The 26,446-nt window shown below is 38.3% G+C and carries 27 protein-coding genes and 3 riboswitches; of the genes, 12 read left to right on the top strand and 15 right to left on the bottom strand.

Translation table 11 applies throughout. From position 1 onward, the window contains the following. Positions 1-48: 48 nt before the first annotated feature. From ACNHOZ_RS13905 to ACNHOZ_RS13890, 4 genes are all read left to right on the top strand, one after another. Positions 49-639 (top strand): TetR/AcrR family transcriptional regulator, encoded by a 591-nt coding sequence (locus tag ACNHOZ_RS13905; protein ID WP_014461312.1) that lies wholly within the window; start codon positions 49-51, stop codon positions 637-639. Positions 640-681: 42 nt separating this feature from the next. Further along, positions 682-1,023, top strand: coding sequence for a quaternary ammonium compound efflux SMR transporter SugE (sugE, locus tag ACNHOZ_RS13900; protein WP_028412237.1), 342 nt, complete (start codon positions 682-684; stop codon positions 1,021-1,023). A gap of 1 nt (position 1,024) precedes the next feature. Next, a complete protein-coding gene (locus tag ACNHOZ_RS13895; protein WP_033578200.1) occupies positions 1,025-1,339 on the top strand; it encodes a DMT family transporter in 315 nt (104 codons plus the stop codon). Positions 1,340-1,412: 73 nt separating this feature from the next. After that, complete coding sequence (locus ACNHOZ_RS13890) at positions 1,413-1,586, top strand: twin-arginine translocase TatA/TatE family subunit (protein WP_013055701.1); 174 nt, start codon at positions 1,413-1,415, stop codon at positions 1,584-1,586. A gap of 28 nt (positions 1,587-1,614) precedes the next feature. On the opposite strand, the gene ACNHOZ_RS13885 is transcribed toward ACNHOZ_RS13890, so the two are convergent. From ACNHOZ_RS13885 to ACNHOZ_RS13870, 4 genes are all read right to left on the bottom strand, one after another. Then, a complete protein-coding gene (locus ACNHOZ_RS13885; RefSeq protein WP_255899487.1) occupies positions 1,615-3,147 on the bottom strand; it encodes a diguanylate cyclase domain-containing protein in 1,533 nt (510 codons plus the stop codon). 376 nt (positions 3,148-3,523) lie between these two features. Next, positions 3,524-3,751 (bottom strand): helix-turn-helix domain-containing protein, encoded by a 228-nt coding sequence (locus tag ACNHOZ_RS13880; RefSeq protein ID WP_013055697.1) that lies wholly within the window; start codon positions 3,749-3,751, stop codon positions 3,524-3,526. Positions 3,752-3,755: 4 nt separating this feature from the next. Then, on the bottom strand, positions 3,756-3,902 hold the full coding sequence (locus ACNHOZ_RS13875; protein WP_013055696.1) for a YvrJ family protein: 147 nt from the start codon (positions 3,900-3,902) through the stop codon (positions 3,756-3,758). Beyond that, positions 3,895-4,506, bottom strand: a complete 612-nt coding sequence (locus ACNHOZ_RS13870) for a sigma-70 family RNA polymerase sigma factor (protein ID WP_033578199.1) — start codon at positions 4,504-4,506, stop codon at positions 3,895-3,897. The genes ACNHOZ_RS13875 and ACNHOZ_RS13870 overlap by 8 nt, the downstream gene beginning before the upstream one ends. 227 nt (positions 4,507-4,733) lie before the next feature. Here ACNHOZ_RS13870 and ACNHOZ_RS13865 point away from each other — a divergent pair, with 227 nt between their 5' ends. Beyond that, positions 4,734-4,907 carry a hypothetical protein gene (locus ACNHOZ_RS13865; RefSeq protein WP_176521450.1) on the top strand — a complete coding sequence of 58 codons (174 nt, stop codon included), beginning with the start codon at positions 4,734-4,736 and terminating at the stop codon, positions 4,905-4,907. A 72-nt stretch (positions 4,908-4,979) separates the two neighbouring features. On the opposite strand, the gene ACNHOZ_RS13860 is transcribed toward ACNHOZ_RS13865, so the two are convergent. The 4 genes from ACNHOZ_RS13860 to ACNHOZ_RS13845 form a co-directional block, all read right to left on the bottom strand. Further along, positions 4,980-5,423, bottom strand: a complete 444-nt coding sequence (locus ACNHOZ_RS13860) for a TlpA family protein disulfide reductase (RefSeq protein ID WP_013055693.1) — start codon at positions 5,421-5,423, stop codon at positions 4,980-4,982. Positions 5,424-5,542: 119 nt separating this feature from the next. Next, positions 5,543-6,085 carry a peroxiredoxin gene (locus tag ACNHOZ_RS13855; protein ID WP_014461319.1) on the bottom strand — a complete coding sequence of 181 codons (543 nt, stop codon included), beginning with the start codon at positions 6,083-6,085 and terminating at the stop codon, positions 5,543-5,545. A gap of 574 nt (positions 6,086-6,659) precedes the next feature. Continuing rightward, complete coding sequence (locus ACNHOZ_RS13850; RefSeq protein ID WP_047751559.1) at positions 6,660-7,646, bottom strand: Gfo/Idh/MocA family protein; 987 nt, start codon at positions 7,644-7,646, stop codon at positions 6,660-6,662. A 174-nt stretch (positions 7,647-7,820) separates the two neighbouring features. Continuing rightward, positions 7,821-8,453, bottom strand: coding sequence for an NAD(P)-dependent oxidoreductase (locus ACNHOZ_RS13845; protein WP_447697172.1), 633 nt, complete (start codon positions 8,451-8,453; stop codon positions 7,821-7,823). Positions 8,454-8,876: 423 nt separating this feature from the next. On the opposite strand from ACNHOZ_RS13845, the gene ACNHOZ_RS13840 reads away from it, so the two are divergent. Beyond that, positions 8,877-9,074 carry a cold-shock protein gene (locus ACNHOZ_RS13840; RefSeq protein WP_013055689.1) on the top strand — a complete coding sequence of 66 codons (198 nt, stop codon included), beginning with the start codon at positions 8,877-8,879 and terminating at the stop codon, positions 9,072-9,074. Positions 9,075-9,121: 47 nt separating this feature from the next. Here the strand turns inward: ACNHOZ_RS13840 and ACNHOZ_RS13835 are convergent, their stop codons facing one another. Continuing rightward, a complete protein-coding gene (locus tag ACNHOZ_RS13835) occupies positions 9,122-10,447 on the bottom strand; it encodes an amidohydrolase family protein (protein ID WP_255899478.1) in 1,326 nt (441 codons plus the stop codon). A gap of 508 nt (positions 10,448-10,955) precedes the next feature. Continuing rightward, positions 10,956-11,057, bottom strand: a riboswitch (purine riboswitch). Positions 11,058-11,268: 211 nt separating this feature from the next. Beyond that, a riboswitch (guanidine-I (ykkC/yxkD leader) is annotated at positions 11,269-11,370 on the top strand. A gap of 63 nt (positions 11,371-11,433) precedes the next feature. Here ACNHOZ_RS13835 and ACNHOZ_RS13830 point away from each other — a divergent pair. The 5 genes from ACNHOZ_RS13830 to atzF all read left to right on the top strand — a co-directional run bounded on the left by ACNHOZ_RS13830 (position 11,434) and on the right by atzF (position 19,862). Next, on the top strand, positions 11,434-12,783 hold the full coding sequence (locus ACNHOZ_RS13830) for an APC family permease (protein WP_255899475.1): 1,350 nt from the start codon (positions 11,434-11,436) through the stop codon (positions 12,781-12,783). Positions 12,784-12,907: 124 nt separating this feature from the next. Then, positions 12,908-13,012: riboswitch (guanidine-I (ykkC/yxkD leader) on the top strand. Between the two features lie 47 nt (positions 13,013-13,059). Next, on the top strand, positions 13,060-13,797 hold the full coding sequence (locus tag ACNHOZ_RS13825) for an urea amidolyase associated protein UAAP1 (RefSeq protein ID WP_255899473.1): 738 nt from the start codon (positions 13,060-13,062) through the stop codon (positions 13,795-13,797). 20 nt (positions 13,798-13,817) lie between these two features. Further along, positions 13,818-14,471 (top strand): urea amidolyase associated protein UAAP2, encoded by a 654-nt coding sequence (locus ACNHOZ_RS13820; RefSeq protein WP_047751562.1) that lies wholly within the window; start codon positions 13,818-13,820, stop codon positions 14,469-14,471. Positions 14,472-14,487: 16 nt separating this feature from the next. Beyond that, positions 14,488-18,099: an urea carboxylase gene (uca, locus tag ACNHOZ_RS13815; RefSeq protein ID WP_447697171.1), complete on the top strand. Its 3,612-nt coding sequence runs from the start codon at positions 14,488-14,490 to the stop codon at positions 18,097-18,099. 14 nt (positions 18,100-18,113) lie between these two features. Then, positions 18,114-19,862, top strand: coding sequence for an allophanate hydrolase (gene atzF / locus ACNHOZ_RS13810; protein WP_255899469.1), 1,749 nt, complete (start codon positions 18,114-18,116; stop codon positions 19,860-19,862). 117 nt (positions 19,863-19,979) lie between these two features. Here the strand turns inward: atzF and ACNHOZ_RS13805 are convergent, their stop codons facing one another. Both ACNHOZ_RS13805 and ACNHOZ_RS13800 read right to left on the bottom strand, forming a co-directional pair. Next, a complete protein-coding gene (locus ACNHOZ_RS13805; RefSeq protein ID WP_447697170.1) occupies positions 19,980-20,546 on the bottom strand; it encodes a DedA family protein in 567 nt (188 codons plus the stop codon). Between the two features lie 235 nt (positions 20,547-20,781). Beyond that, positions 20,782-21,762 carry a zinc-binding dehydrogenase gene (locus ACNHOZ_RS13800; protein WP_034269761.1) on the bottom strand — a complete coding sequence of 327 codons (981 nt, stop codon included), beginning with the start codon at positions 21,760-21,762 and terminating at the stop codon, positions 20,782-20,784. Between the two features lie 161 nt (positions 21,763-21,923). Between ACNHOZ_RS13800 and ACNHOZ_RS13795 the strand changes: the two genes are divergently transcribed. Further along, positions 21,924-22,799, top strand: coding sequence for a LysR family transcriptional regulator (locus ACNHOZ_RS13795; RefSeq protein ID WP_447697169.1), 876 nt, complete (start codon positions 21,924-21,926; stop codon positions 22,797-22,799). Between the two features lie 43 nt (positions 22,800-22,842). Here ACNHOZ_RS13795 and ACNHOZ_RS13790 read toward each other — a convergent pair whose 3' ends face one another. The 4 genes from ACNHOZ_RS13790 to ACNHOZ_RS13775 all read right to left on the bottom strand — a co-directional run bounded on the left by ACNHOZ_RS13790 (position 22,843) and on the right by ACNHOZ_RS13775 (position 26,321). Further along, entirely contained in the window at positions 22,843-23,877 is a 1,035-nt protein-coding gene (locus ACNHOZ_RS13790; protein ID WP_028412216.1) for an AI-2E family transporter, read from the bottom strand. Between the two features lie 168 nt (positions 23,878-24,045). Continuing rightward, on the bottom strand, positions 24,046-24,699 hold the full coding sequence (gene bluB, locus ACNHOZ_RS13785) for a 5,6-dimethylbenzimidazole synthase (protein ID WP_013055676.1): 654 nt from the start codon (positions 24,697-24,699) through the stop codon (positions 24,046-24,048). Between the two features lie 463 nt (positions 24,700-25,162). Next, a complete protein-coding gene (locus tag ACNHOZ_RS13780; protein ID WP_016763238.1) occupies positions 25,163-25,582 on the bottom strand; it encodes a hypothetical protein in 420 nt (139 codons plus the stop codon). A 100-nt stretch (positions 25,583-25,682) separates the two neighbouring features. Beyond that, the gene (locus tag ACNHOZ_RS13775; protein ID WP_217916040.1) at positions 25,683-26,321 is read right to left on the bottom strand and encodes a DUF1643 domain-containing protein; all 639 of its coding nucleotides are present in this window, start codon (positions 26,319-26,321) and stop codon (positions 25,683-25,685) included. Between the last annotated feature and the right edge of the window lie 125 nt (positions 26,322-26,446).

Below are 26,446 nucleotides of genomic sequence, written 5' to 3'. Positions count from 1 at the left end.
TGATATCTTTTACCTAACGACCGTTAGTTAGATTGAGGAGGAGCTTTTTTGAGTGAATTATCAACTGTAGAAAAAATTAGAGCTGCCGCAATGGAGCTCTTTGGAGAAAAAGGCTATACAGAAACATCGCTTGCTGATATCTCATCAAAAGTAGGCATAAAAAAACCTTCCCTGTACGCTCATTTTAAGAACAAAGACGACTTATTTTTACTAACCGTGCATGATTTAATGAATTTATTTTTAACAAAGTTATCTGTTATATACGAACAGCATAAAACAAAGTCTGCTAAAGAACAGCTTCACTGCTTTGTTGTAGATTTCTGCACGATGATTGAAAAAGATTCTTTTGGCCAGATGTACCGTCGTCTTATTTTGTTTCCACCTGAGCATTTGCAGTCGGAAGTAAAAGCTATTTTCTTAAGAAGCGAACGATTGTCTGATCAAATTCTGCATGCTATTTTTACACAGGGAATGGCTGAAGGCGAAATAATTGAACGTCCGATTGATTTGTATATCAATAGCTTTTATTGTTTAACCGACGGACTGTTCATTCAGCGCTTTTACTATGAACCAGAGTATTATGATCAAAAAATCCACGATGCTTGGACAATATTTTGGGAAGGCATACGCGCTAAATAGGCCCTGTAAAAAGGGCTTATTATTATGTAAGGAGGAATTAAAATGGCTTGGATTTACCTTATTATCGCTGGTTTGCTCGAGATTGTATGGGCAATCGGCTTAAAATATTCACACGGATTTACTGAATTAACTCCAACAATCATTACGATCGTCACAATTGTCATCAGCTTTTATTTCTTTTCAAATGCCTTAAAAAAAATTGCTGTGGGAACAGCTTATGCAGTGTTTACTGGTATAGGAGCTGCTGGTACAGCGATACTCGGTATGACCGTTTTAGACGAAGGCGTAAATATTGGAAAGATTTTATTTTTAGGATTAATGATTTTTGGAATTATCGGTTTAAAGTTAATTTCTACTGAAGAAACAGAAAGAGAGGAATCTTAACATGGCCTGGATTGCATTAATAGCTGCCGGTTTCTGCGAAGTGGGATTTGTGATTTTCTTAAAACTTTCGGATGGATTTAAGCGATTGCTTCCTTCAATTGGATTTATCCTTTTTGGTGCAGGAAGTTTTTATCTTCTCTCCTTAGCGTTAAAGGAAATACCTCTTGGAACAGCTTACGGTATATGGACGGGAGTAGGCGCTGCCGGAAGTGTACTTCTCGGCATGCTTTTCTTTCGCGAAGCAAAAGATATGCGTCGAATTCTATTTATTTTTTGTATTGTAGCAGGTGTAATTGGCCTTAAAATCACTGGATAAGGGTGTACTACTTCCCCTCTTTTCGTGCTATACTAAACTTGTAAACACTTTCAAAAAATAGGAGACGATGACAATGAACCTTGGGTTTGGAGAAATTGCCTTAATTGTATTTGTCGCTCTATTGCTTTTTGGCCCTAAAAAACTGCCGGAATTAGGAAAAGCTGCTGGAAAAACGTTAAAAGAGTTTAAAAACGCTACAAAAGGAATTATGGAAGAAGACGAAAAAGAAAAAGCCCCTCCTAAATAAGAGGCTTATATCTCTTTTAAAAGCTGACTCAAACGTTTGAGTCAGCTTCTTTGTGGTGAGAATATACTGAAATTCGATTTCGACCCGTACGCTTTGCTTCGTATAAAGCCTGATCTGCTTGATGAACAATTGAAATGGGTCGTATGTTTTCGGATGGAACGACTGTCATTATTCCAACGCTGATTGTGACACACTTAAACACTTCAGAAGCTTGATGGACAATTCCACGGTCCTCCACTTGCTGTCTAATAGCTTCTGCCATTCTGATCGCTTCATATTGATTAGCTCGAGGAAGCAATATACCAAACTCTTCTCCTCCGTATCTTGCGACAAAAACCGATTCGTCAAAGACAACGCTTTTAGCGATCTTCGCTACTTCTTTTAAGCATTCGTCTCCTTGAATATGGCCATAGGTATCGTTATACGCTTTAAAATAATCAATATCAAATAGAAGAAAAGAAAGCGCCTCTTTTTCTTTCCGCGCGTATTCCCACTCGATTTCCAGCTGTTTATCAAGAGATCGGCGGTTGTTCAGACCCGTTAAGCCATCTTTCATGGACAGCATTTCAAGCTTTTTATTAGCTTTGCGAAGATCACACTCAGCCTTCTTTTTCTCCGTAATATCTCGATATTCCCAATAGTGGCCAATATACACATGACCTTCATAGATTGGAATGTAGTCACGCGCATAAATTTTACCGTTAATAAATGTAATTTCTTCATCTACTATTGACTCTTTTGAATAGACGGTGCTTTCTACCGTTTTTAAAAATCTAGCGGGATCTTTCAACATAGGAGCGTGAGATAAAAACAGCTGATTACTTTCCAGTCCAACGTATTGATTAGGAGGCCCGGGTATATCAAACATGTCACAAAAAGTTTGATTAATAACGGCTACCTCGCGCTCCGGCGTTTCAATCATGGTACCTGTCTTTGCATTTTGAACCATAATCGAAAACATTTTAGACAGTTTTTTATGCTGACTTGTCGTTACGCGAGATACATATATATATCTACCTGCTAGATACACTAAACACCCGCCTATAAAGGAAGCAGGGAGTAAATAGACGATAGTCGCAGCGGCGTGCTTCATATCTTTAAAAAGAAAGGACAATGAGAAAAATATGCAAAGCAAGCTAATAGAATTCATTAATTGAAAACGAATAAATGGACGATAAGGTAAGCGAACCGTCCACCCAGACAGTAAAGCCATTACGATAATTGTAGCAGCGCCTATTATTCCGCTTTCCGTAATTCCAAATAAAAGCAAACGCATTACTCCTATAATACAAGCTGCAATGATAGCCGGTATCATTCCTGCATAAAGACAAACAATTGTCACCGCTAAAAAGCGAAGGTCAAGAATAATAGTAGAATCTATTTTAATTGTATATATCATTAAAATGCTGCCTAATAGTCCATAAGAACATCCGTAATAAATTAAGCGATACATTTTATACCGTTTTATTCCTTCTACTCTATAAATGATTTGCTCTCGAACTATACTCGCAGCAAACAAGAAAGAAATAATTAACGTGATATTAAAGAGAAGTTGACTCACTCTATTCTTCACCTCTTTCCAAAAGCTAAAACAAAAACAATAGGCTTCTTAGCTTACATATTGTTTACAGCTGCTTTTTTATAACTAGTACTGTTTGATTTATCGAACAGTACTATCATTTTTTTCCTTCATTAAATAAAACTGTTCTACACTCTATTTGTTGCCGACCATCCTCACTATATAAAGAGTGTTTATCTTCCTTTTCTACAAGAAATTCTACTTGTTAGTATACTACTAAACTCTATGTGTACACATCACCTTTTACCTTTTTTAAAATATTTATCCATTTTCTATTTTTTGTATTTTTCACTGAAAGGTACGTAGTCGAAATGCAGCAAAAATAAAAAAAGAGCGTCGATACAACGAGCGCTCTTTTTTATTTATGGCGTAAAAATTCCCAAAGCCCTGGCGTTTTGGAAAAATCAAACGTCTTAACAGCGGAAAGAATTTTAATCTTTAAATCTTGCTTTACGTCTTCTCTCTCATGCAGCGAAAAACTTTGGACAGCTTTATTTAGTTTTGGTTCCAGCTTTTTTAATAAACGCCTTGACGCTTCTTCATCTCCAGCTTTCACTTTATTTACAAGCTCATATAGAGTTTCCATTTCTTCACTTCTTTCTTAAGTCAGTTGTTAATTCTTCCACTTTTTCTTCGAGTCGCTTTATATTGTTTTCTACACGCAGTAATAAATAAAAAGAAAGGACAGCGGGAAACCCTACGTTTCCAACAAGTTGAAGCCACTGAGGATCAAACATATCTATCACTCACCTTCATAATTTTTTTCAACTTGCCTAGCGCACGTTGGTAATGGTTAGAAACCGCTTGCTGAGAAATAGAAAAATAAGCAGCGATTTCTTTATGAGTCCAGCGTTCAACAATAATCAAGTGCAGCATACACTGCTGCTTGGCCGTTAATTGGCGAAATGCATGATGAAGAATACGATTTTCAAGTTGATTTCCTAAAAATTCATGCTCCCATACAGCCCCGTCCTGTACTCCTAGCATATCTTCAACTGTTCGATTTCCATCTAGCGCAGCCGGCTGCTGCAGGCGAAGAGGAATATATGAACGCTCTTTTTCTTTTACACGCATAACATCTCTGGAATAATGTCTGCAAAGCTTGTTAATATAATGAAGCAATCTAACTTCACTATAAAACTGATGAAATTCTTTGTTTAGAAGTCTTTGTTCTTTTGTATCATTTTTAACAACCGCTTTTTGTAATCGCTCATAGCGTTCTGGTGTCAAAAATGTATTCATTATATGAGTCTGAAGAGTTGCGCTGTGGTTTGTAAGAAATGTATGAAAGGTACATTCTTTGTCGTGCCGCTTTTCTTGCTGCGAATAGAGCTGAGTCATTGTGCAAATCTCCTCCTTTTTTTCTTATACTTATTAAAAAGGGAGAAAAGAGTAAAATAACAACACCAAAAACGAACGTTTGTTCTTATATAAATTTAACTATATTAGGTTTTTTATGTCAATATGATGAAATGCTCATTAATAATCAAAACGACTCAGTAAAAATAAAAAAAAGAGATTGAGATATAACGAAATGGATCCAATCTAAAGACGAACAAATAGGATACATGAGCTGGACTGCTTATTACACCGCAGTTGATTTCCGTGCAAGACTTCGCTTTCCGCGGGCGGCCGCTGAGCCTCCTCGTCGCTTGCCCTCCAATCAACTGCTAGAAGGAACGAAACAGATGAAATCTACGTTCTGCATAACAAAAAAACGAAACACTAATCAAACATGTTGATCAGTGTTTCGTTTTTCACTTCGGCTAAAATATTTTTATCCCGGCCCTTTTTATTTCTTCTTCATGTATAGATTATTCTTCTCCTAAAACGCGGTTGATACGTTTGCGAAGCATTGGCATTCCATTTCCACCCGCTTGGAAATGACGAAGCTGACCTTCTTTATCAAATACATAATATGCTGGTACATATTTATTTTCAAAAGCGTCTGTTAACTTATGCTCACTGTCTACATAAATTGGCTGAGTAATATCGTGTCCCATTGCCATTGCCTCAATAACACCCATATCTAAGTCATCTTCCGAACGAGGCATATGAACCGCTACAACATTCAATTGATCATCATACTCATCACGAAGATCATTAACTTCAGGCATTGCTTCTTTACATAAATGGCAGCTTACTGACCAAAAGTGGATAAGCGTTGCTTTATCACCTACTAAATCTTCCTTTGTTACTTCGTCGTTAATCCAAGATGTTGCTCCAGTTAATTCAGGCATTTGTTCACGTAATTTCATGTTAAAATCCTCCTCTACATTAATTAAACTGAATATTCTGTATTTTACAGTTAGAAAACTATCTTTTCTATTTTAATGGCAGCAGTAGAGGAAGTTCTCCTCTACTCTACCGTTATTTATTAAAGTGTTTTTTGACCTGGTTTCCAGTTAGCTGGGCAAAGTCCGCCAGTTTGAAGTGCTTGAAGTACACGTAATGTTTCTTCTACACTGCGGCCGATGTTGTTATGGTTTACAACTGCATATTGTAATTCACCTTCTGGATTAATAATGAATAATCCGCGAAGCGCTACGCCTTCTTCTTCAATTAATACGCCGTAATCACGTGCTACTGCATGAGTTGGATCTGCAGCTAATGGATAATTTAAATCTCCAAGCCCATTATCTTTACGATCTGTGTTAATCCAAGCTAAGTGAGTATGAATTGTATCTGTAGAAACACCTACCACTTCAGCATCTAGATCCTCAAACTCTTCGTAGTGATCTGATAGGGCTGTAATTTCTGTTGGACATACGAATGTAAAGTCCATTGGATAGAAGAACAATACTGTCCATTTACCGTTTTTCATATTTTCTTCTAAACTTACTTTTCCAAATTCCTTATTTGCAAGTACAGCTTCCATTTCGAAGCGTGGTGCTTGTTTTCCTACCATACGTTCTGCCATGTCAAAACCTCTCCTTGTACAATGTATTTAACAAGCCTATGCTTGTATGTATTATTTTTAATGCAATCAGCACTATTTACTATTTGATAACGATTATTAGTATCATTATAAACTAGTAATAACTATTGATTACATTCTTTATTATACACGAGCTATTATTATAGTCAATACTTTTTTATAATCATTTTAATCTAGGATTAATTATCGAATATTTTCCACTCTTTTTTATTCATTTCCTTGATTAATCCTATGTATGCAGGGATGAATAAAGATAGAAGATACTAAAAAATTTACCGTATTTCAACATATTTGCTTTTAAAGTATGCTGCAGCAAGATGTCGAATCTCAATTATGCTCTTTATAACTACAATAAAAGAGAATGAGACATAACGATCTAAATCCAATTTAGAGACGAACAAATGGTATAAATCATCTAATAAGGGTCACTACTTGTTACTTAAAACCTGCTTTTACCCTACCCATTAAAAAATCCGAACGAGTTTGATTCTCCATCAAGAATCAAACTCGTTCGGATCTTCCTTCAACTAAACTACTTTTGTCCAGCCTCTTTTATTTATTTCTTATCATTTGGATATACAAGACCGATTTGCTCTCGCACTTTATCCATCACATGCATTGTTAGATACGAATTTTCATAAGAATTTGTGTCCGATTCCATCTTTCCTTGCTTTAACAGCTCTACGAATTCATTTATTTCGTAGTACATAGCAGGGTAAGGCTGATCGACCGTTAACTCTTCTACCCGTCCATCATTGTATCGAATTTCTACCTTTTCAGCAGTATGTATTTTGTCAATAATCATACTGCCTTTTTCTCCTTGAATTTCACTTGGTAAATGCGAATTTGTAATCTTAGAATACATGATGACCGCGTCGCGATCTTCGTACTCTAAAGCAACTGACCCTTCTCCATCTACTCCAGATTCTAGCATAAACGCCGTTGCCTTTATTTTATGAGGCCCTCCAAACAACGTAATCAGAGGATACAGACAATATACACCTAAATCCATCAGTGAACCGTTGGCAAGCTCTGGCTTAAAGGCATTAAGCACGATACCTTCTTTGTATTTATCGTAACGAGAAGAATACTGACAGTAAGATGCCACGTATTTTCGAATTGGACCAATTTTATGTAAGTTCTCTTGAATCACGTTGAAGTTAGGAAGAAGGGTTGATTTCATCGCTTCCATTAGTAACACATTGTGATTCTTGGCTGCTTGAATCATGCGAGTTACTTCTGCTGCATTGGCTGCGAGCGGTTTTTCACACAGTACATGCTTGTTATTTTTCAAAAATAAGATAGCTTGTTCCGCATGATAAGCATTTGGAGTAGCAATATACACGGCATCAATTTCAGCACTTGCTGCCATTTCCTCTAAATCAGTAAATATATGAGGAATATCATATTTACCTGCAAATTCTTCTGCTTTTTCAATGGTTCGAGAATAAACAGCTGCAAGCTGAAAGTCGTCTACATACTGAGCTGATTCTAACAGTCGATCTGTTATCCAGTTTGTTCCTATTACACCAAAACGAATCATCTTTTCATCTCCTTTTTATCATCTATGTTGTATTGTATCGTTTTTAAAAAGAAAAACGAAGAAATAATAAAAAATCTATACCATTTTCCGTTGCTTTATATCTATTTTGTTCTATATAAAAAAAACAGCTCACAACAAATGTAAGCTGTTTTTTTATATGACTCAAACGTAAGCTTATGCTTTCTCACCCACTACAGCAAAACGTTCACTTACATAGTTTTTATTCTCTAACTCATCTATTAAAGCAATCGCATAATCAGCATAGCTAATATAGCTTTCATTTTGACTATTTGTGATCACGTGGTCTTTTCCTAATTGATAGGCTCCAGTGCGAGCACCTTCTGGGTCAAAAAAAGCGGCTAGGCTTAAATAAGTCCAATCTATAGTTGATTTTTCTAGTTCTTTTAAACCTTTGCCCATATTTGAAGCCGTTGGATAATAAGCTGCTGGAAAACCTTCTGTGCTCATTAAAGGCATTGTTTTTTCTTCATCTACAAATAAACTTCCTGCTCCGCCCACTACTGCGAGTCGCGTTTGAACACCTTGAAATGCTTTAATAAGAGATTGTATAGACTCAACGTGCATCTGTTCACTTCCGGGAGGTGCATTAAATGCGTCTACCACAGCATCGAACTGTTCAATGTCTTTTGAAGTAATGACAAAAATATCTTTTTCAATTACGTTTGTTTGATTTTTTAGTTTAGAAGCATTTCGAACAATGGCTGTTACTTCATGTCCTCTCTGTTTTGCTTCTTCCATAATTAATTGACCTGCTTTTCCTGTTGCTCCAATAACGCCAATTTTCATTTTTATTCTCTCCTTTTATTTTTGTTGTAACCACAATAGTTACACATTACACAAAAAAATTTGAGCTTTTATAACACTGCTATTTCTTTTCAGCTCGTTGTAACCATTATAGTTACACGTTATTCAATTTGTCAACCTCACTATTCATTTTTTTACGAGATAAAAGATTTTAGGGATCGCTAAAAAATCCACAAAACAATAGCTTATTTACTATTTCAAAATATTCCCATATTTTCAACTTATTTTTATCTCAGAGTACTTTTTTATGAAAAAAGGTTTCTTTTTTATAAAAAAGTGTTATACTAGGTATATTATTTCTTGTTCGGTGTTAACAAATAGAAAGACTTTCTTTAAAGTGATTCTTATTGAAATTGAGCAGAGATAGTAATATATTCGTGGATTTTCCACACAGGAGGTACTACAATGGTACAAGGTAAAGTAAAATGGTTTAATGCAGAAAAAGGTTTTGGATTCATCGAAGTAGAAGGACAAGACGACGTATTCGTACACTTCTCAGCTATCCAAGGCGAAGGTTTCAAATCACTTGAAGAAGGTCAAGAAGTTACATTTGAAATCGAAGATGGAGCTCGTGGACCACAAGCTGCTAACGTTCAAAAGTAATTGATTAAGAAGCTGTCACTTTAGTGACAGCTTCTTTTTATGTCTATTTAACCAATTAAAATTTGATTTTCCTGCCAAAGATTAGTCAAGTTCGTATCCGCGAGCCGCTGATGCGTCTCTTTTACGCTAAGCCAGCGGTGCTTGTTGAAAACAAAGCGAGTTTCAGGAAGTTCAGTCCATATTTCCTGTACAGACTGGACATTTAACAGAACAAAGTTTGCTTCGTTTCCTTCTTCCACTCCATACTTTTCTTTTCCAATCAGCCGGGCTGGTATACTTGTAATCATTCGGAGCAACTGCCGCTGATCATCTGGACTTCCCATATGTGCAGCATAGGCAGTTAGTAACCCTACTTGCAGCAAGTCTGCTTTTCCAAACGGATGAAAGGGGTCGTTCACGTTATCAGATGCAGTAGCAATCGGAATCGCTGCTTTTTGTATGTCGCGAATACGCGTTACGCCTCGTCTTACAATTCCTTTATCTTCTCTTCCCTGTAAATATAAATTAGAAGCAGGTAATGTGACAACTCCAATTTTCGCCTGTTTCAAAAGGTTTAAGATTTCTTTCACTTTTGCATCAGTCATTCCTGCAAGCGAACAAAGATGCCCCACTACCACTTTTCCTTCCATATTCAATTCAATTGTTCTATGAGCAATATTAATTATCGTATCAACAGATGGATCATCGCTTTCATCCACATGTAAGTCAAGAGGTTTATTATAGGCTTGAGCCAGCGAAAACAGAGCATCAATCTCTTTTTCTGGATTTCCAGCTAAATGAGGACAGCCTCCAATCGCATCAATTTCAAGGTCGAATGCTCGTTCAATTTTAGTCATCTTATGCATATCATCAATGTCTAAGTTAGAGAATAGCGGAACAACCTGCACATCCATATACGGGCCTAATTCATCTCTCACTTCGACAGCCGCTTGTAAACTTCGAAATAAGCTATCTTCTTCCATGCTGCAGTCAAAATCAATATGCGTTCGAATCGTAGTCGTACCGTTAGCTAATGCCTGCAAAGCAGTTTTTAACATTCGCTGCTTAATTTCTTCTTCTGGAAATGCCGGCAGGCTGCTGCTGTAATTTTTAATGGCTTCTTGAAGAGTTCCAGATAGATTGGATACCTGAGGAAGCGAATGAGCTTTGTCTAAATGCATATGCATATCTACAAATCCTGGTAATAGTACACGCCCCTGTGCATCAAGTGACGTTTCTTTTCCTAACACGGCCGCGTGTAGCGGAAAAAACTCGTCACCTTCAAGATAACCGTTTTGTAAAACGATAGAAGTATACATTCCATTTGAAATTTTCACTTCAAAAAGAGCGTGATCGTGCATAATTGGCAAGCGAACATTAATTAAGTGAAGCAATATAATTCCCTCCTCAATTTTTCAACTTCTTCATTTTTCATAGACCGCTTTATCTTATTTATCATTTATTGTTTAAAGCATTAATTCGCCAAATTTCGCGAATCACCTTCTCTCTAAAGGCCTTTATTTACAGAGAAAAAAGCAAGAACAAAAAAAGGAGCAGCGTCCCCACGCTGCTCATCAAAGAAAAAATGCTAGAAAATAGATAGAATGTACTTCCCATGGTTAAATGAGGGCTTACAGATAAAGCTTCAGTGAGTGATTTCATGCTTTGCATCGCTATTCTCCCCAGAAAGCAATGCAGATACAAGCAAAAAATTTCCACCACTCGCTCACACTGTAAATAGACACATAAGAAAAAGCCCAAACAAAGGCAGGTCTCTCAAATACAATGAGCAAAAACCTACCCGCCTGGGCTTTTATCCCTTCGGTGTCATATCCACTTCTTTTCAAAAATGAATATGTGAATCGCTTGGACCAAACTTTCTACTAACGTAAAAATGGGAACCTAGATTCACTTTTTACTCATAGTCCTATCATTTACGGTGATAAGGTAGAAACGTCTGAGCCATATTCTCAAACATATATGAGTGAACCGTATTTAGCTTTTTCTTGTCTACAAATATACTATAGGTCTCTCTATAAGTCAAATATAAACGAATAATCTTTTTAATAAAATTATATATAGTTCGCCTTTTACAAAAGTTTACTTTTTTAAAAAGTTTGTTAAACTATCTAACACAGTAGTTGCATCTTCTTATAATCCTGCTTATACTTCGAACTACTTACATTATCTATAAAGGTCTTCACTCTGTTGAAGACAAAAAGCGATCTAGGGTTCCGTTTAACACATGTTAAAGGCTGGTCCGAGAGAGAGCGTACGGAACGGTCCGTATACACGGAAGGATAAAAGCCTGGGAGAATGACATCATTCTCCCAGGCTTTTCTTTTTTACTAGTATAAAATAGAAGAAAGAAGGGATTTATATGAACAACCAACCAGCGTTAAGTGAATCGCTAAAGGTATATCAAATTGTATTTTTGGGTCTTGCCTGGATGACTCCGATGATTTTCTTTACAGTTTACGGAGTAGCCTACGATGCGGCTGGAGGGCAAATGGTCCTTGCTTATTTAACTGCTTTTTTAGCTATCTTTTTTACCGCATATAGCTATAGCCGAATGGTAAAAGCATATCCAATAGCAGGATCTGCTTATACGTATACGAAAAAAGCTATACATCCTCGCCTTGGCTTTTTAGTAGGCTGGGCACTTCTTTTAGACTATATTTTCTCCCCTATTATCGCTATTTTAACATTTGGTATTTTTATGCATACAGAATTTCCTTCTATTCCTGTATACGTATGGGTCATTGTCATGAACATTATCTTAGCTTTAGTCAATATTGTTGGTATTAAATCTGTCGCTCGTATAAGCGGCATCTCTGTTGTAGTTCAGATTCTATTTATAAGTTTGTTTTGTTTATTTATCATCAAAGATATTGCAACAGGTCAAGCTAGTTCTTCTACTCTTTTTTCACTTCATCCTTTTTTGGCTTCAGATGTACCGTTTACGACTATCTTTTCTGGAGCTGCGCTCATTTGCTTTTGCTTTTTAGGATTTGATGCCGTTACAACAATGGCGGAAGAAACGATTCAACCGGAAAGGACCATTCCAAAAGCCATTTTTCTTATTGTTTGTATTGCAGCTGTTATGTACATCGCTATTTCGTATTTTACACAGATTGCCTATCCGGGATTCACATTTACTAATCCTGATAATGCTGCCTACACCCTCGTAAAATTAGTGGGCGGAAATCTTTTAAGCAGTCTATTTATTACGGTCTTAATTATCGCAACCTTTACTCAAGGAGTTTCTTCAGTCACAAGCGTAACTCGCTTTTTATATGCTTTAGGCCGTGAATCCGTGCTGCCTCAGAAGGTATTTTCATATATTCATCCAACGTTTAAAACGCCCGTGGTGAATATCTTGCTTGTTACCGCTTTTTCGTTTTTGGGAATGTTTATTGATTTAAACACAGCCGTTACTTTTGTCAGTTTCGGTGCCTTAACCGCTTTTACATTTGTTAATCTATCAGTCATTGCCCATTTTTATATTAAGTTAAAGAAACGGTCGTTTACTGAAACAATACTTTATTTAATCTTCCCTTTGATAGGAGCGGCATTTATCGGATGGCTGCTCACACTGTTAAACAAAGACACTCTTTTGATTGGTGTCGCCTGGCTTACGGTTGGGTTTCTCTATTTATTTGTAAAATCTCGACTATCGGCTCCTTTTGTAAAGAGAGATCATTCAAAAGTGACGGTCCCTGAAAAATAAACTGAAAAATCAGTTTTTGTGTCAGGTATTCTAACAAACTGCTTGTCAACTTATTTTCAAACATACTATACTACGATTAATCGAAAGCCACAAATGGATAAAGGTTCTTACAGATGTTAAGAACAAAAAAGCTGTCTAGGGTTCCGTTTAACATACGTTAAAGACTGGTCCGAGAGAGAGCGATATGGCGCTATGCTGTATAACACGGAAGGATAAAAGCCTGGGAGACTACTCTCCCAAGCTTTTATCCTTTTTTTATTCTAAGGAGGTTATTTTATGAGTTATATCTGGAAGCAAACCATCCCAGCGGGCGGAAAATGGTCAGGACGAATTGGGAGAGGAAAATCAGTGACGTTTACCGCACAAGAATCCGGTGCAAACGCATCCCTACTATTGTACAACGCTTATGATTTAACGGAACGATACAACATGCCTGATACCTTAAAAGCTCAGCATACTGCTCATTTAACAAAAGGACACGTTCTGATGAGTGACAACGGCAGAGCATTTGCAAGCATTACTGCTGACTCCACCGGCTGGCATGATACCATTTCAGGCTATACTACGCGCAGCTTAACTCATCAAAAATACGGTGCATCTACTTATCAAGAATCCCGAAACGAATGGCGAAGGAATGGCGAAGAAAACTTCTCAATGGAGCTTCTGCGCAACGGTTTAACAACACGGGATTTAGTCCCTAATCTTAACTTATTTTCAAAAGTATACTGCGACGAAGAAGGCAATATGAATTTTGTTTCTTCTCATTGTAAAAAAGGAGATTTTATTACGCTTAGAACAGAGATGGATTTGCTTTTTCTACTGTCTAATACACCTAACCCCCTAGACCCGAGCGAAACGTATCCTTCTGTTCCGATTGAAATAACCGTAGATGAAGCAGCTCCTGTAAGCTCAGACGACTACTGTTTAAATTTTAGACCTGAAAATAAACGAGCGTTTGAAAACACATGGTCTTATGACCTATTGCTTGGAAATAAAACATTATCAACGATTTAAAAATGAAGGAGGCTTCTATAATGGCTGTATTTAACCGAGTGGAAAGTAGCAGAAAAATAGAGAACGCAATTTATGATGAAACGGTACTGGCTGGGGACGGCTGGATGCACGAACTTAAACCAGGACAAACGCTTAGAATAATAGATGTAAAAGGAAATCAAGCAGCGGATACTTTATTCTTTGATGCAGAAAATCCAGAAGATCATTACAGTGCAGTATCGACGATTGCTAATCAAGGAAATATTTATTTATCCACCGGCACAGTGCTGCTTTCTCAATCTGGCAAAGAACTAGTCAAAATTGTAGCTGACACGTGCGGACGCCACGATACCCTAGGTGGAGCTTGTTCCGCACAAAGCAACACCGTACGTTATGCACATGACACGCTTCCGATGCATAACTGCCGAGATACATTTATGCTGCAGCTATCAAAATATGATAGCCGCTACACTAAAAGAGATTTAGCACCAAACGTAAACTTTTTTATGAATGTACCTGTGACGCCAAGCGGCGGATTAACGTTTAATGACGGAGTGTCTGCACCTGGATACTATGTAGAAATGGAAGCGATCAATCCTACACTTGTATTGATCAGTAACTGCCCTCAGCTTAATAATCCGTGCAACGATTATAACCCTACCCCTATTCGCTTAGTTATTTGGGATTCATTATAAAAAGGAGTGTTCATCTATGTTTACAAAAGTATTAATTGCGAACCGAGGAGCAATTGCCGTTAGAATTGAGCGAACATTACGACATTTCGGAGTGAAATCTGTGGCTGTTTATACAGAAGCTGATCAAGACAGCCTGCACGTTGATGAAGCAGATGAAGCCATTTTAATTGGCAGCGGCCCGATCAAAGAAAGTTATTTAAACGAAGACCTTATTCTAGATATCGCAAAGAAAACAGGAGCGGAAGCTATTCATCCAGGCTACGGTTTTTTAAGCGAAAACGCGGAATTTGCTCGTCGCTGTCGAGCTGAAGGAATTGTATTTATTGGTCCTACACCTCAGCAAATGGAAATATTCGGATTGAAACATTCAGCTCGGGAAATTGCGCAAAAAGCGGACGTGCCTTTGCTTCCTGGTACACCTCTTATTACAGATGTATCAGAAGCTGTACGTGCTGCTGAAGAGATTGGCTATCCCGTTATGTTAAAAAGTACAGCTGGCGGCGGCGGAATTGGAATGCGTGTTTGCCAGGATGAAAAAGCGCTTCAAGCCGCTTTTGACTCTGTTTGCCATTTAGCACAAACAAACTTTAAAAACAGCGGTGTTTTTTTAGAGAAATACATTCAAAAAGCTCGCCATGTGGAAGTTCAAATCTTCGGGAATTCTTTTGGAGAAGTAGTAGCTTTAGGGGAACGCGACTGCTCTATTCAGCGAAGAAATCAAAAAGTAATTGAAGAAAGCCCAGCTCCAAACTTCCCTTCATATATACGGGAAAATATGTTGCAAGCAGCTACTCGACTAGCTAAAGAAGTCGGATACCGAAGTGCAGGAACAGTAGAATTTTTATATGACGCCGAAGCGGAGAAGTTTTATTTTTTAGAAGTAAATACTCGTCTTCAAGTAGAACACGGCGTTACAGAAGAAGTGTTAAACATCGATTTAGTAGAATGGATGCTTAAAGAAGCATGCGATGAGCTGGTAAACCTTCCTTCTTTGCTTCCTGTTCCTTCAGGTCACAGTATCCAAGCGCGTATTTATGCCGAAGATTGCTTAAATGATTTTCGTCCAAGCGGCGGGCAAATCGACCAAGCCATTTTCTCTAAAAGTGCTCGAGTTGAAACATGGGTGCGAGACGGCATTGCTGTAACATCACTTTATGATCCTATGCTAGCTAAAATTATCGTTCATGGAAAAACACGAGAAGAAGCTCTTCTAAAATTGAGCGCTGCTTTAAAAGAGACAAGATTATACGGCGTTACTACTAATCTTCAATACTTGCAGGGACTGTTAGAAGAAAAAGCGTGTAAAACAGGCGATGTGTATACTCAAATGCTTAACTCATATACTCCGAGCGAACAAGCAATTGAAGTTTTAGACGGCGGCGTTCAGTCTACTGTTCAAGATTACCCGGGACGCACCGGGCACTGGAATGTAGGAGTTCCTCCGTGCGGCCCAATGGATCCTTTTGCTTTTCGCATAGGAAACAAACTTCTCGGAAATTCACCGGATGCCCCGGGAATTGAAATGACTCTCCGAGGCGGCTCTTATAAATTTAGAGACAATGTATCTTTTTGTATTACCGGTGCCAACATGCAGGCTACATTAGACGGCGCTGAAATTCCCATGTATAAAACCATTCAAGCAAAGCCGGAACAAATTCTTTCATTTGGTGAAGCAACCGAAGGAATGCGCACGTATTTACTGATTGGCGGCGGACTTGATATGCCTAAAATACTAGGCAGTTCTTCTACTTTTACACTAGGAAGTTTCGGAGGACACGGCGGAAGAGCACTTCGCACGGGAGATGTACTGCGTGTTTCTGACTACGCTCACGTTGAAAATGAACTTGCTCTTTCCTACCAGCCAACCATGTCTAAAGAATGGACAATCGGAGTGATTCCCGGCCCTCATTGTACAGAAGAGTTTTTGCAGCCAGAGTACCTGCAGCAGCTAACAGATACAAAATGGGAAGTTCATTTTAACAGCTCTAGAACAGGCGTTAGGTTAATAGGTCCCGCTCCTTTTTGGACGCGTGAAGATGGAGGAGAAGCCGGTTTGCACCCATCAAATATTCATGATAATGCCTATGCCATCGGCACCTTAGACTTAACTGGAGATATGCCTATTTTACTTGGCCCAGACGGCCCGAGCCTTGGGGGCTTTGTTTGCCCTGTTACGACTGCTTCAGCAGAGTTTTGGAAAATAGGACAGCTTCACCCCGGAGATAAAATTTCGTTTAAATTAATTGATCTTGAACAAGCTGAAAAACTCAAATGTACGCAGGAAGACTTTTTACAGCGTATCGGAACATCTACATCACTTCCTGTGCTTACAAATCTAGTAGCACAGCCGCTCAAAAGCGATTATCCGCTTCTGATCAACGAAACGGAAAATAGACGATTCCCTTTTTCCGTCCGCTGCTCAGGCGATGCGAATATACTTGTGGAGTACGGAGAAATGGAGCTTGATCTGCTGCTTCGCTTCCAAGTGCATGCTTTAATGGAAGCTATTCAAAAGCATAAGGATTTACCAGTTCTAGATTTAACGCCTGGTATCCGTTCTCTTCAAATTCATATTGATGCAACAAAGATGTCTATTCTTGAACTTTGCCAGCACATTTCAGCTATAGATCGCGCACTTCCTCCACTTGAAGAAATGGAAGTTCCCTCTCGTATTGTAAAACTTCCGCTTTCATGGGATGATCCTGCGACTCAATTGGCTATTGAACGCTATCAGCAAAACGTTCGCCCAGATGCCCCCTGGTGTCCAAGCAATCTAGAGTTTATTCGCCGGGTAAACGGTCTGGATCACATTGAAGATGTGAAACGAGTTGTATTTGACGCTAATTATCTTGTAATGGGGCTTGGAGATGTATATTTAGGCGCACCTGTTGCTACGCCTCTAGACCCTCGTCACCGTTTAGTGACAACGAAATATAATCCCGCTCGTACATGGACACCTGAAAATGCAGTTGGTATTGGCGGTGCGTATATGTGCGTATACGGAATGGAAGGTCCTGGGGGCTATCAATTTGTGGGACGCACGATTCAAATGTGGAACCGACTTCGTCAAACGGAAAGTTTTGAAGCAGGAAAACCGTGGCTTCTTCGTTTCTTTGATCAAATTCAATTTTACCAAGTAGAAGCAGATGAGCTTTTAAAACTGCGCGAAGATTTTCTTCGCGGGAGATTTGAAGCAGATATTACGGAGACAACGTTTAAACTTGGAGAATATTTAGATTTTCTTTCATCTATTGAAGAAAGCACGGCTGCTTTTCGTCACAACCAGCAGGCTGCTTTTCAAACAGAGCGAGAAGATTGGAAAGCACTCGGCTTAGCTGAGTACGTCTCTGAACATGAAACGGCTGAAATTACGGAACAAGAACTGCCCGAAGGTACGGAAGCCGCGCGCTGTACAATGCCGGGAAGCGTATGGAAAGTTCTTGTTGAAGAAGGACAAAAAGTTGAAAAAGGCGATACGTTAATTATCGAAGAAAGTATGAAAATGGAGTTTCCACAGCTAGCACCTATGGATGGATATATCAGTTCTATTCATGTAAAACCCGGCGATGAAGTACAAGCTGGACAGCTGATTGCCGGTATAAAAGCCTTTGCTCCAATTACTCATTAAGGACGGTGGATACAATGAAAACAGTGAGCTTGCCTAAAACATTTTCGGTTCAATGGTTACGTGAAATGTATATCAAAAAAGAATTAACTCCGGAAGATGTAGTACATCAAATTCTTACGCGTGTAGAAGCTGATAAAGACATGAATATTTGGATTACCCCTCCTACACTCGGTGAGTTAAAACCTTATCTCGATCGCTTAGCTGCCCTAAGCCCTGAAGCGTTACCTTTATGGGGAATTCCATTCGCCGTTAAAGATAATATCGATGTAGCCCATGTACCGACGACAGCCGGATGTAAAGAATATACGTATATCCCTTCTGCACATGCTACGGTTGTTCAACGTCTTATTGATGCAGGTGCTATTCCTCTTGGAAAGACCAACTTGGACCAATTTGCTACAGGGCTGGTCGGTACACGAAGCCCTTACGGCGAAACGCACAATGCGTTAAAGTCCGAGCTCATTAGCGGCGGATCGAGCTCAGGGTCAGCTGTATCCGTAGCTCGCGGGCACGCTGCTTTTTCTTTAGGTACCGATACAGCAGGTTCAGGGCGCGTTCCAGCCGGTTTAAACCGTTTAATTGGCTATAAACCTTCTCTCGGAGCGTGGCCATCTGCAGGTGTAGTTCCGGCGTGTAAAAGCTTAGACTGCGTCACTGCTTTTGCTCATGAATGGAATGATGTAGTACTTGTAGATTCTATTATTAGAGGAGTAGACGATCAAGATCCATGGTCACGCTCTGTTGTTCGGGCTTCTTCGGCTCTCCCTGAAAAAATTTGTATGGTAAAAGAACCGCTCTCATTTTACGGACCGTTTGCTGAGCAGTACGAGGAAGCTTGGAAGCAAGCAGTGAAAAAGATTGAAGATTTATCTATTCCCATTGAATACATTGACGGCTCGTATTTAAGCGAAGCAGCTGCTTTATTGTATGACGGCCCATACGTAGCGGAGCGCTGGGCTGACTTAGGAGAATTTATTACTTCTCATGAAGAAACAGCATTTCCTGTAACCGAGCAAGTCCTTCGTTCAGGTGCTAAACCAGAATATGATGCTGCTGCTTTATTTCAAGCTTCACATAAGCTTCAATCCTTTAAACACCAAGCATATCATCAGCTTAAAAATGCTGTTCTTGTTATGCCGACAGCAGGCGGAACGTGGACGCGGGAACAAGTAAGAGAAAATCCAATTGAAACAAACAGTGACATGGGGCGTTTTACAAACCATTGTAACTTGCTCGACTTATGCGCTGTCTCTCTTCCATCTCAAGATGCAGATCTTGATTTACCGTTTGGCATTTCATTTTTCTCTACATTTGACGGGGAACAATTCATTTGCGGGCTTAGCGAAGTGTTTTTAAATGGTGAACGAACGGTTGATTCAAGAAAAGATACAACCTTAGTAGCTGTTTGCGGTTTGCATATGCGCGGGTTTCCACTTGAATTTCAAATGCGTGAACATGGAGCTTCATTCGTACGAAAAGACCAAACCGCTCCTTATTACCAGCTTTTTAAACTGCCTACTTCTCCAGCAAAACCGGGGCTGTTGCGAACGCATCAACAAGGAGAAAAAATTGAAGTTGAACTTTGGGAAATGCCTTTATCACTGTTCGGCTCTTTTGCCGATTCTATCCCTTCTCCTCTTGGACTAGGCAAAATCACTCTCGAAGACGGCAGTGAAGTAGCGGGTTTTCTTTGTGAAGCTCACGCGACAGAAGATGCGGAGGATATTACGTCTTATAGAAGCTGGCGGGCTGTTTATAGTTGAATAAAAGAGCCGCCTCTAAGTCAGGGTTTCGACTTAGAGGCGGCTCTTTTGAGTTATAAAAACCTTACTATAAAAGCGCTCTTATTTTAAGGAATCACTTATTTGGTCCCGTCTTTTTTATGTACTTTTTCTCTTTTTCATCCACCAGCCTGCACCAACTATCACTCCGATTATAAGAATAACAAATATTAAACGATCTACATCATGCAAATATTTTTGGATTTTTTCAATATCTCCAAGTCCTCCTACATAGAGCAAAAAAACAAACCACGGAAAAATGCCTAAGGTGCTGTATAAAACAAAGTCCTTAGATTTAATTTTGCTAAGGCCTGCCAAATAGGTTATATAGTTTGCGATACTGATGGGACGAGAAATCGTAATACTCCATTTTCCGTATTTATGAAACCATTTTTGAGCACGCTTTATATTTTTTTCACCAAACCAGCGCTTGGTAATAGATTCAAACCTGTATCCCATCACGAACGGAATATAGTTGAATGCGATATAAATAACGGTATTGACAGCTGAAACAATAAGGATTTTCCATATTGAAAGCTGCAGCACCGAGCCAATGAGCAAAATCAATAACGTACACGGAAAAGGAATTGCCGCAGCTTCGATTGCTGTAGCAATAAAGATGCCCACTATGCCTAAGTTTTGTACAAAATCAATAAACCCTTGCACCTTTTTTCTCCTTTCAATCATACAAATTTCACGTTCTTTCATCATAACTCAAACTATTCAAAATTTCACGATTTCAAAGCAATTTTACTAGTAAAAAAAGCTTATACGCACCCGTTTGCTATATTTGATTATCTTCTATCATATGCAGTTCATAAGTGAAGTAACGCAAAAAAAGAAAATAGCAGAAAAAAACTCTTTTATTAGTTGTAATAAAAGAGTCTTTTCTGTCCTGCTATTATTTAATTTTAGCAATGATTTTCCCTTTCACATGGCGTTTTGAAAGCTCTTCTAATGCACTTGGCACTTCTTTTAACGAGATGATGCGCTCAATCATCGGAGCTACTTTCTTCTCTGCTACTAATGCTAAAAGCTCATCGCCCATTTTTGCTAAATCCGCTTGCGCCATCATGTCATCAATGTGGTGTGCAGCATTTAAAGCTACTTCATGATAAGAAATCACTTTTGTAAAAGGCTTTACTTTTGTATAGTCAGGTGCACCAGCAATATGTGCTAAATGTCCTCTATAGGCAATCATATCTAAAGAATCCGTTGCGTTCTTTGCGCTCACCGTGTCAAGCACAGCATCTACGCCGCGGCCATTTGTCAGCTCCAATACTTTTTCCACGACATTTTCCTCGCGATAATCAATTACATAATCAGCGCCTAACGACTTCACATACTCATGATTATGTGCTGAAGCTGTTGAGAAAACGGTTTTTCCAGCGTTTTTAGCAAGCTGCACGCCAAAGCCCCCTACGCCTCCAGCTCCTCCGTGAATTAAGATGGTTTGAATATGGTTCATTGGAAGTTTACGAAATAGTGCTTCATACGCCGTGTAACCTGCAGTAGGCAATGCAGCAGCTTCTTCAAATGTAACGGCATCAGGAATGCGCGAAATTGAATGAGCAGTTGTAACCGCATATTCAGCATATCCGCCCTTTTTCATAAAGTCCCCGTGATAGACGACGCGGTCTCCTTTTTTCCAGTCAACTACTCCTTCTCCAACTTCATCAATTGTCCCAGCTACATCTAAACCTAGAATGTGAGGATATGTCCAATGAGGGTTTCCATTAGTAGCCGTCTTATAATCCACTGGATTAAGTCCCACTGCGTGAACTTCAACTACTACTTCTCCTTTATTTGGAAGAGGTTTTTCCACTTCTTCTACTTTCATTTCTGTCCATTTATTTTTATCTTGCAATAATAATGCTTTCACAGTCTAACTCTCCTTTTTAAATCATTTGCTTAGCGTTACTTTTATTATTTTATCTAAAAATGATTTGCTTACTATTTTTATTTTAAAGAGAGCTTGTCTATAATACAAATTAGAAAATAAATAGATATCCATAAATAAATTTATAAGAAAGGATAGAATAAATGATTGATTTTGAATGGTATCGCAGCTTTATTAGCATTTACAAATATCGATCCGTTTCTGAAGCAGCCAGAGCGAGGATCTTAACGCAGCCGGCCATGAGTCAGCACTTAGCTGCTTTAGAAGCTGAAATAGGCGAAGGTTTATTTATCCGTGCACCAAGAAAGATGATTCCAACAGAAAAAGGTAAAGAACTGTACACGCGTATTGTCCCGTTAATTGAAAGTCTAGAAGCTGCTTCAATTGAATTAAAAATGACCGCTTCATCTCCCAACGCGCTGCCGGTCGTAAAAATTGGTTCTCCCGTAGAGTATTTTACCGAACAAGCTTTAGAAAGAATAAAAGATGCAGGTATCCGCTGCTACAGCCAGTTTGGTATTGCTTCTGTTTTACTTGAAAAGATACAAAGCGACGAAATTGATATTGCGATTACAACCCAAAGATTGCAAATACCAGGAGTCGAATATACGGTCATTGAAGAAGAAGAGTTTGTCTTAACCGTCCCTCCTTCTTTTGAAATGACACCCAATGAAGACATAGAGGATTTTTTATACAATCAGCGGTGGATTAGCTATGGCCTTGAACTTCCTATTATCAGGCGTTTTTGGCGACAGCATTTTAAAAAACGGCCTGAAATTCAGCCTCATCATGTGATTCCAAATCTTCAAACAGTGTTAAAAGCCATTCAGCATCACATGGGAATCAGCCTGCTTCCCCGCTATTTGATTCAAGAAGCGCTCCAAGAAAAAAAGGTGAAAATCGAACTTGAACATTTAGCGGTAAAAAATCAGATCTTTCTTGCTTATAAACTTAAGCATCGAGATCATCCAGTCATTCAAAAAACGATACGCTCGTTAAAAAAAGAAACGAACCACTAATCAAACATCTTGATTAATGGTTCGTTTTTCACCTCGTCTAAAATCATTTTGTCCCAGTCTCTTCTTTTTTTGACAGCTGCTGTGCTGAATCTACTCCTACGAGATCTAAAAAGAAAATAAAAATAGGAATACCAAGAATCAGCCCCCATACGCCCAAGAAATGTTCACCAAATACTAAAATGATAAACGTAATGAATGTTGGCAAGTTTGTTTTAGATGACATAAGCTTTGGATTTAATACATAGCTTTCAAGTGCGTGAAGTACTACCACCATAATTAACACAGATAGTACTTTTACACCGCCTCCTAAACTGTAAGCGATTGTACAAAGCGGAATGAGTGAAACAAATACCCCAAGAACCGGCACTAGCCCTAGTAGAAAGACCATAACGCCAAGCGCAAGCAAATTAGGAAACCCTAACACCCACAGGGCAATAACGGATAAAATGCTGTTCACAAAAGCGATAATAAACTGAACTTCTATTACCTTGCCGAAGGAATTAACAAATTTTCTCCCCAAATAGCCAGCTTCTTTGAAAAACCAGCCCAGCCTAGATTGTTCCAGTTGGACAAATAATCGGTGAATCCGCGACTTTTCAAGTAAAAAGAATAGGCTTAACAAGAGTGCTAAGAAAACTTGTGCACTTACTTTTCCAATATTAGATAAATAGCTGTATACTAAATCAATATTCTGCTGAATATTTTCTGGTGATTTAAATCTCTTTAGATTATCGATAATATAGGTGACGAATGTATTATCAGGGGGGTGCTTGTAAAAATACATCAGCTTCTGTACAAGCTCAGTAACTTGCGTCATAATAACCGGGATATATACATATCCTACAATACCGAGAGCACCAATCAGTGCGATATAGATGACGATGAGTATAAGCGTTGAATTAAGCGGAAGCTTTCTTCTTAACGTTTGTTGAAGACGACCAATTAAAAAGGTAAAAATAAACGTAAATAACAGCAGCTGAAGCATACTTCTAATGCTGACAAGTAAAACTGTAATAATAATAAGCGTAATGATGCGAACAGTAAGTTTGTTGTGAAGCCAACTTCTTGCAATATTCATGAAACCTTCAATTCTCCTATCTCTCTTTTTCCCAAGTCATTTGTATACATATAAATAAAACGGATACGCTAGACGCTCATATCCGCTTTCGCTATATATAGTGTATCATTTAATATTCAAATTTTACTATATTTCGGCGCTTTTTAGTATGTCTTTATTTTCTCTCCGCTATTCTTTTTCATTTTCCCATACATTATGATAAATTAGCTTGTCTAAATCCCTTCTTTTTTCCCAGTTAGCTTGTTCTAAGATTGGTTTCTCAGGGTATTTATCTGTATAGCCAATTGACATGAGCGCTACAGGATCAATATGAGGAGGAATATGTAAAATGTCACGTACATCATTTTTTTTATAAAAACTTACCCATCCCATTGCCAGTCCTTCTGCATATGAAGCAAGCCACATATTTTGAATCGCACACGCAGTTGACATCATATCAGTTTCTGGAATTGAGTTTCTTCCGAGAACATGAGAGCCCCCTCTTGTTGGATCACACGTTACGCAAATAGTTAACGGCGCTTCTTTTAATCCTTGAATCTTTAGCTCTAAAAAATCTTCTTTCTTTTCACCTTCATAATGAATAGCCAGTGCTCTTCTCTCTTTATCTGCTGCCCAGGCAAGTTTATTTTTCACTTCTGTATCAGATACTAATATAAAATTCCAAGGCTGCATAAACCCGACGGAAGGTCCGCTGTGAGCAGCCTGTAGAATGTTATAAACCGTTTCATTCGGAATCTCATCAGACAAAAATGTGCGTACATCTCTTCTGCCGTAAATCGCTTTGTATACCGCTTGCTTTTCGTCGTTTGTAAACGAATTCATCTTTTTCAACTCCATTAAACTCTTTTTTTAACTATTTTTCTAAAAAAACATTAAAAAAATGTGATCCAAACTTTATGTTTTCTCGTATTACTATATGAATCTATCATAAAGGAGGTTGCAAACATGTTCAACGACGTTTTAATGAACTTATTTAACGCGGTAAGCAGCATCATTAACACAATTGGATAATTTGATTGTACATATTGAGTAAGAGAGGAGGCATATTACATGCTAAACGAGGTACTTATGAACTTTTTTAACGCAGTAAGCAGCATCATCAACACAATCGGATAAAAAAAGCACAAAGAAAAGGGTAACTGCCATTACCACCGTCTTTATGCTTGACTAGTTCAAAATCATATATTTCACAATAAAAAGAACTCTTTGATTAGGAGTTCTTTTTACTTATCCTAACATGTTCCTTTTTATTTGTATATATGCCTTGCTATTTCAACAGATTCACTTATATGTTGCAAGCATACACGTAGGTCTGCAGCTCGTAGTGCAGTTCTTTTAAGTCTTCGGCTGCTTGAGTCAATAACTTCTTTCGCTGAGCTGTATACACATCTAGAATCGCTCTTTCTACTTTTACCTTTTCTTCATATAAAATATCTAACTTATCTTCATTTCCTTCAAGGGAAATAGGCTTTAACATAGCAAATTGATAAATGGGTTGTCCATAATCCAATTTTGTTAAAATAGAACCTACTAATACATCCTGCGAGCATTCATATACGAAGTTTAACAGCGTACTTAATTCTTCTAGACGAGAAATATCCAGCTCTGCATTTTCATTGATCACAGTCCCTATATATTGAAAGCACTCTTCTTCTAACTCATTGTAAATAGTTGTGATGCGGTGCAGTACTTCATTCAACTTCATAAAGTTCCCCCTTCACACACGCTTCTTGATACAACCATATGACAAAACTTGGTGTTTTATACTAACGAAAAAGCGAGGAATATAAACCTCGCTTTTCTCTTTATCGATACATACTGGCAATGTCTTCAATAAACATAAGCGGTTCTTCTTCTGTTAGTTGTTTAATTGGAGAATAATCCTCTCCACCAAAACTTTGATCTATGTCTTCAATAAACGAAGAAACTTCTTCTGACTCTTCACGATTAGCCGGCACTTCGTATTTCTGTAATTCTGTACGGTGCACGACGGATAAAATATGGCGAGGAAATTGCTGCTTCGTTTTTCCAAAACAGTATACCGGCTTGTGTTTTAAAAAGCGTTCTACTTCCTCTTGCCGGTTATAAATGCTTCCATGATCACCCCAAGCTACCACAACTAGTTCAGCATCTTCCACAGCCTTTTGAATATATTCACCTGTTCTTGTTCCAACAGCTTCTTCTTTTGAAAGCATGCGTAAAAACGAAACATGATCGGTTTGATAGCTGAATAAATAAACGATTTCTAAAACTCCAAATCCCCACTTTTGCGCCAGTTCTATGCATTTGGATACAGCTGTATCATCGCTGTATTCATACGTATTTTCTGGAAAGGACAAGATAAACGTAAGTTTACGTTCGTTTACTTCACTCCATTTGCATAATAGAGAATATTTGTATGTGCCTGTTTCATCAAAAATAACTTCTTTTTTCACTGCTTCCATCCCCCTGCCTTCTTACAATCTTGTTACTTATCTATTGCAAATGAGCTAAGCAGTAATCGTAACCTTGACTGTTAAAAGTTTTATTTTATATGTATTTCAAAATCATGCCTTCATGACAACTTTTC

The sequence above is a fragment of the Priestia sp. D51 genome, from assembly GCF_053345675.1.
Note: the sequence above shows the minus strand (reverse complement) of the source record. Positions and strands in the feature narration are given on the sequence as shown.

Excerpts from the sequence above, each read along its gene's own strand:
- ACNHOZ_RS13860 (WP_013055693.1), bottom strand. The coding sequence starts at position 5,423 with ATGAAATTACGTGAACAAATGCCTGAATTAACTGGAGCAACATCTTGG.
- ACNHOZ_RS13830 (WP_255899475.1), top strand. The coding sequence starts at position 11,434 with ATGAACAACCAACCAGCGTTAAGTGAATCGCTAAAGGTATATCAAATT.
- ACNHOZ_RS13790 (WP_028412216.1), bottom strand. The coding sequence starts at position 23,877 with ATGAATATTGCAAGAAGTTGGCTTCACAACAAACTTACTGTTCGCATC.
- ACNHOZ_RS13870 (WP_033578199.1), bottom strand. The coding sequence starts at position 4,506 with ATGACTCAGCTCTATTCGCAGCAAGAAAAGCGGCACGACAAAGAATGT.
- ACNHOZ_RS13840 (WP_013055689.1), top strand. The coding sequence starts at position 8,877 with ATGGTACAAGGTAAAGTAAAATGGTTTAATGCAGAAAAAGGTTTTGGA.
- ACNHOZ_RS13855 (WP_014461319.1), bottom strand. The coding sequence starts at position 6,085 with ATGGCAGAACGTATGGTAGGAAAACAAGCACCACGCTTCGAAATGGAA.
- ACNHOZ_RS13775 (WP_217916040.1), bottom strand. The coding sequence starts at position 26,321 with ATGGAAGCAGTGAAAAAAGAAGTTATTTTTGATGAAACAGGCACATAC.
- ACNHOZ_RS13795 (WP_447697169.1), top strand. The coding sequence starts at position 21,924 with ATGATTGATTTTGAATGGTATCGCAGCTTTATTAGCATTTACAAATAT.
- ACNHOZ_RS13890 (WP_013055701.1), top strand. The coding sequence starts at position 1,413 with ATGAACCTTGGGTTTGGAGAAATTGCCTTAATTGTATTTGTCGCTCTA.
- ACNHOZ_RS13880 (WP_013055697.1), bottom strand. The coding sequence starts at position 3,751 with ATGGAAACTCTATATGAGCTTGTAAATAAAGTGAAAGCTGGAGATGAA.
- atzF (WP_255899469.1), top strand. The coding sequence starts at position 18,114 with ATGAAAACAGTGAGCTTGCCTAAAACATTTTCGGTTCAATGGTTACGT.
- sugE (WP_028412237.1), top strand. The coding sequence starts at position 682 with ATGGCTTGGATTTACCTTATTATCGCTGGTTTGCTCGAGATTGTATGG.
- ACNHOZ_RS13865 (WP_176521450.1), top strand. The coding sequence starts at position 4,734 with ATGAGCTGGACTGCTTATTACACCGCAGTTGATTTCCGTGCAAGACTT.
- uca (WP_447697171.1), top strand. The coding sequence starts at position 14,488 with ATGTTTACAAAAGTATTAATTGCGAACCGAGGAGCAATTGCCGTTAGA.
- ACNHOZ_RS13850 (WP_047751559.1), bottom strand. The coding sequence starts at position 7,646 with ATGATTCGTTTTGGTGTAATAGGAACAAACTGGATAACAGATCGACTG.
- ACNHOZ_RS13845 (WP_447697172.1), bottom strand. The coding sequence starts at position 8,453 with ATGAAAATTGGCGTTATTGGAGCAACAGGAAAAGCAGGTCAATTAATT.
- ACNHOZ_RS13895 (WP_033578200.1), top strand. The coding sequence starts at position 1,025 with ATGGCCTGGATTGCATTAATAGCTGCCGGTTTCTGCGAAGTGGGATTT.
- ACNHOZ_RS13825 (WP_255899473.1), top strand. The coding sequence starts at position 13,060 with ATGAGTTATATCTGGAAGCAAACCATCCCAGCGGGCGGAAAATGGTCA.
- bluB (WP_013055676.1), bottom strand. The coding sequence starts at position 24,699 with ATGAATTCGTTTACAAACGACGAAAAGCAAGCGGTATACAAAGCGATT.
- ACNHOZ_RS13820 (WP_047751562.1), top strand. The coding sequence starts at position 13,818 with ATGGCTGTATTTAACCGAGTGGAAAGTAGCAGAAAAATAGAGAACGCA.
- ACNHOZ_RS13780 (WP_016763238.1), bottom strand. The coding sequence starts at position 25,582 with ATGAAGTTGAATGAAGTACTGCACCGCATCACAACTATTTACAATGAG.
- ACNHOZ_RS13875 (WP_013055696.1), bottom strand. The coding sequence starts at position 3,902 with ATGTTTGATCCTCAGTGGCTTCAACTTGTTGGAAACGTAGGGTTTCCC.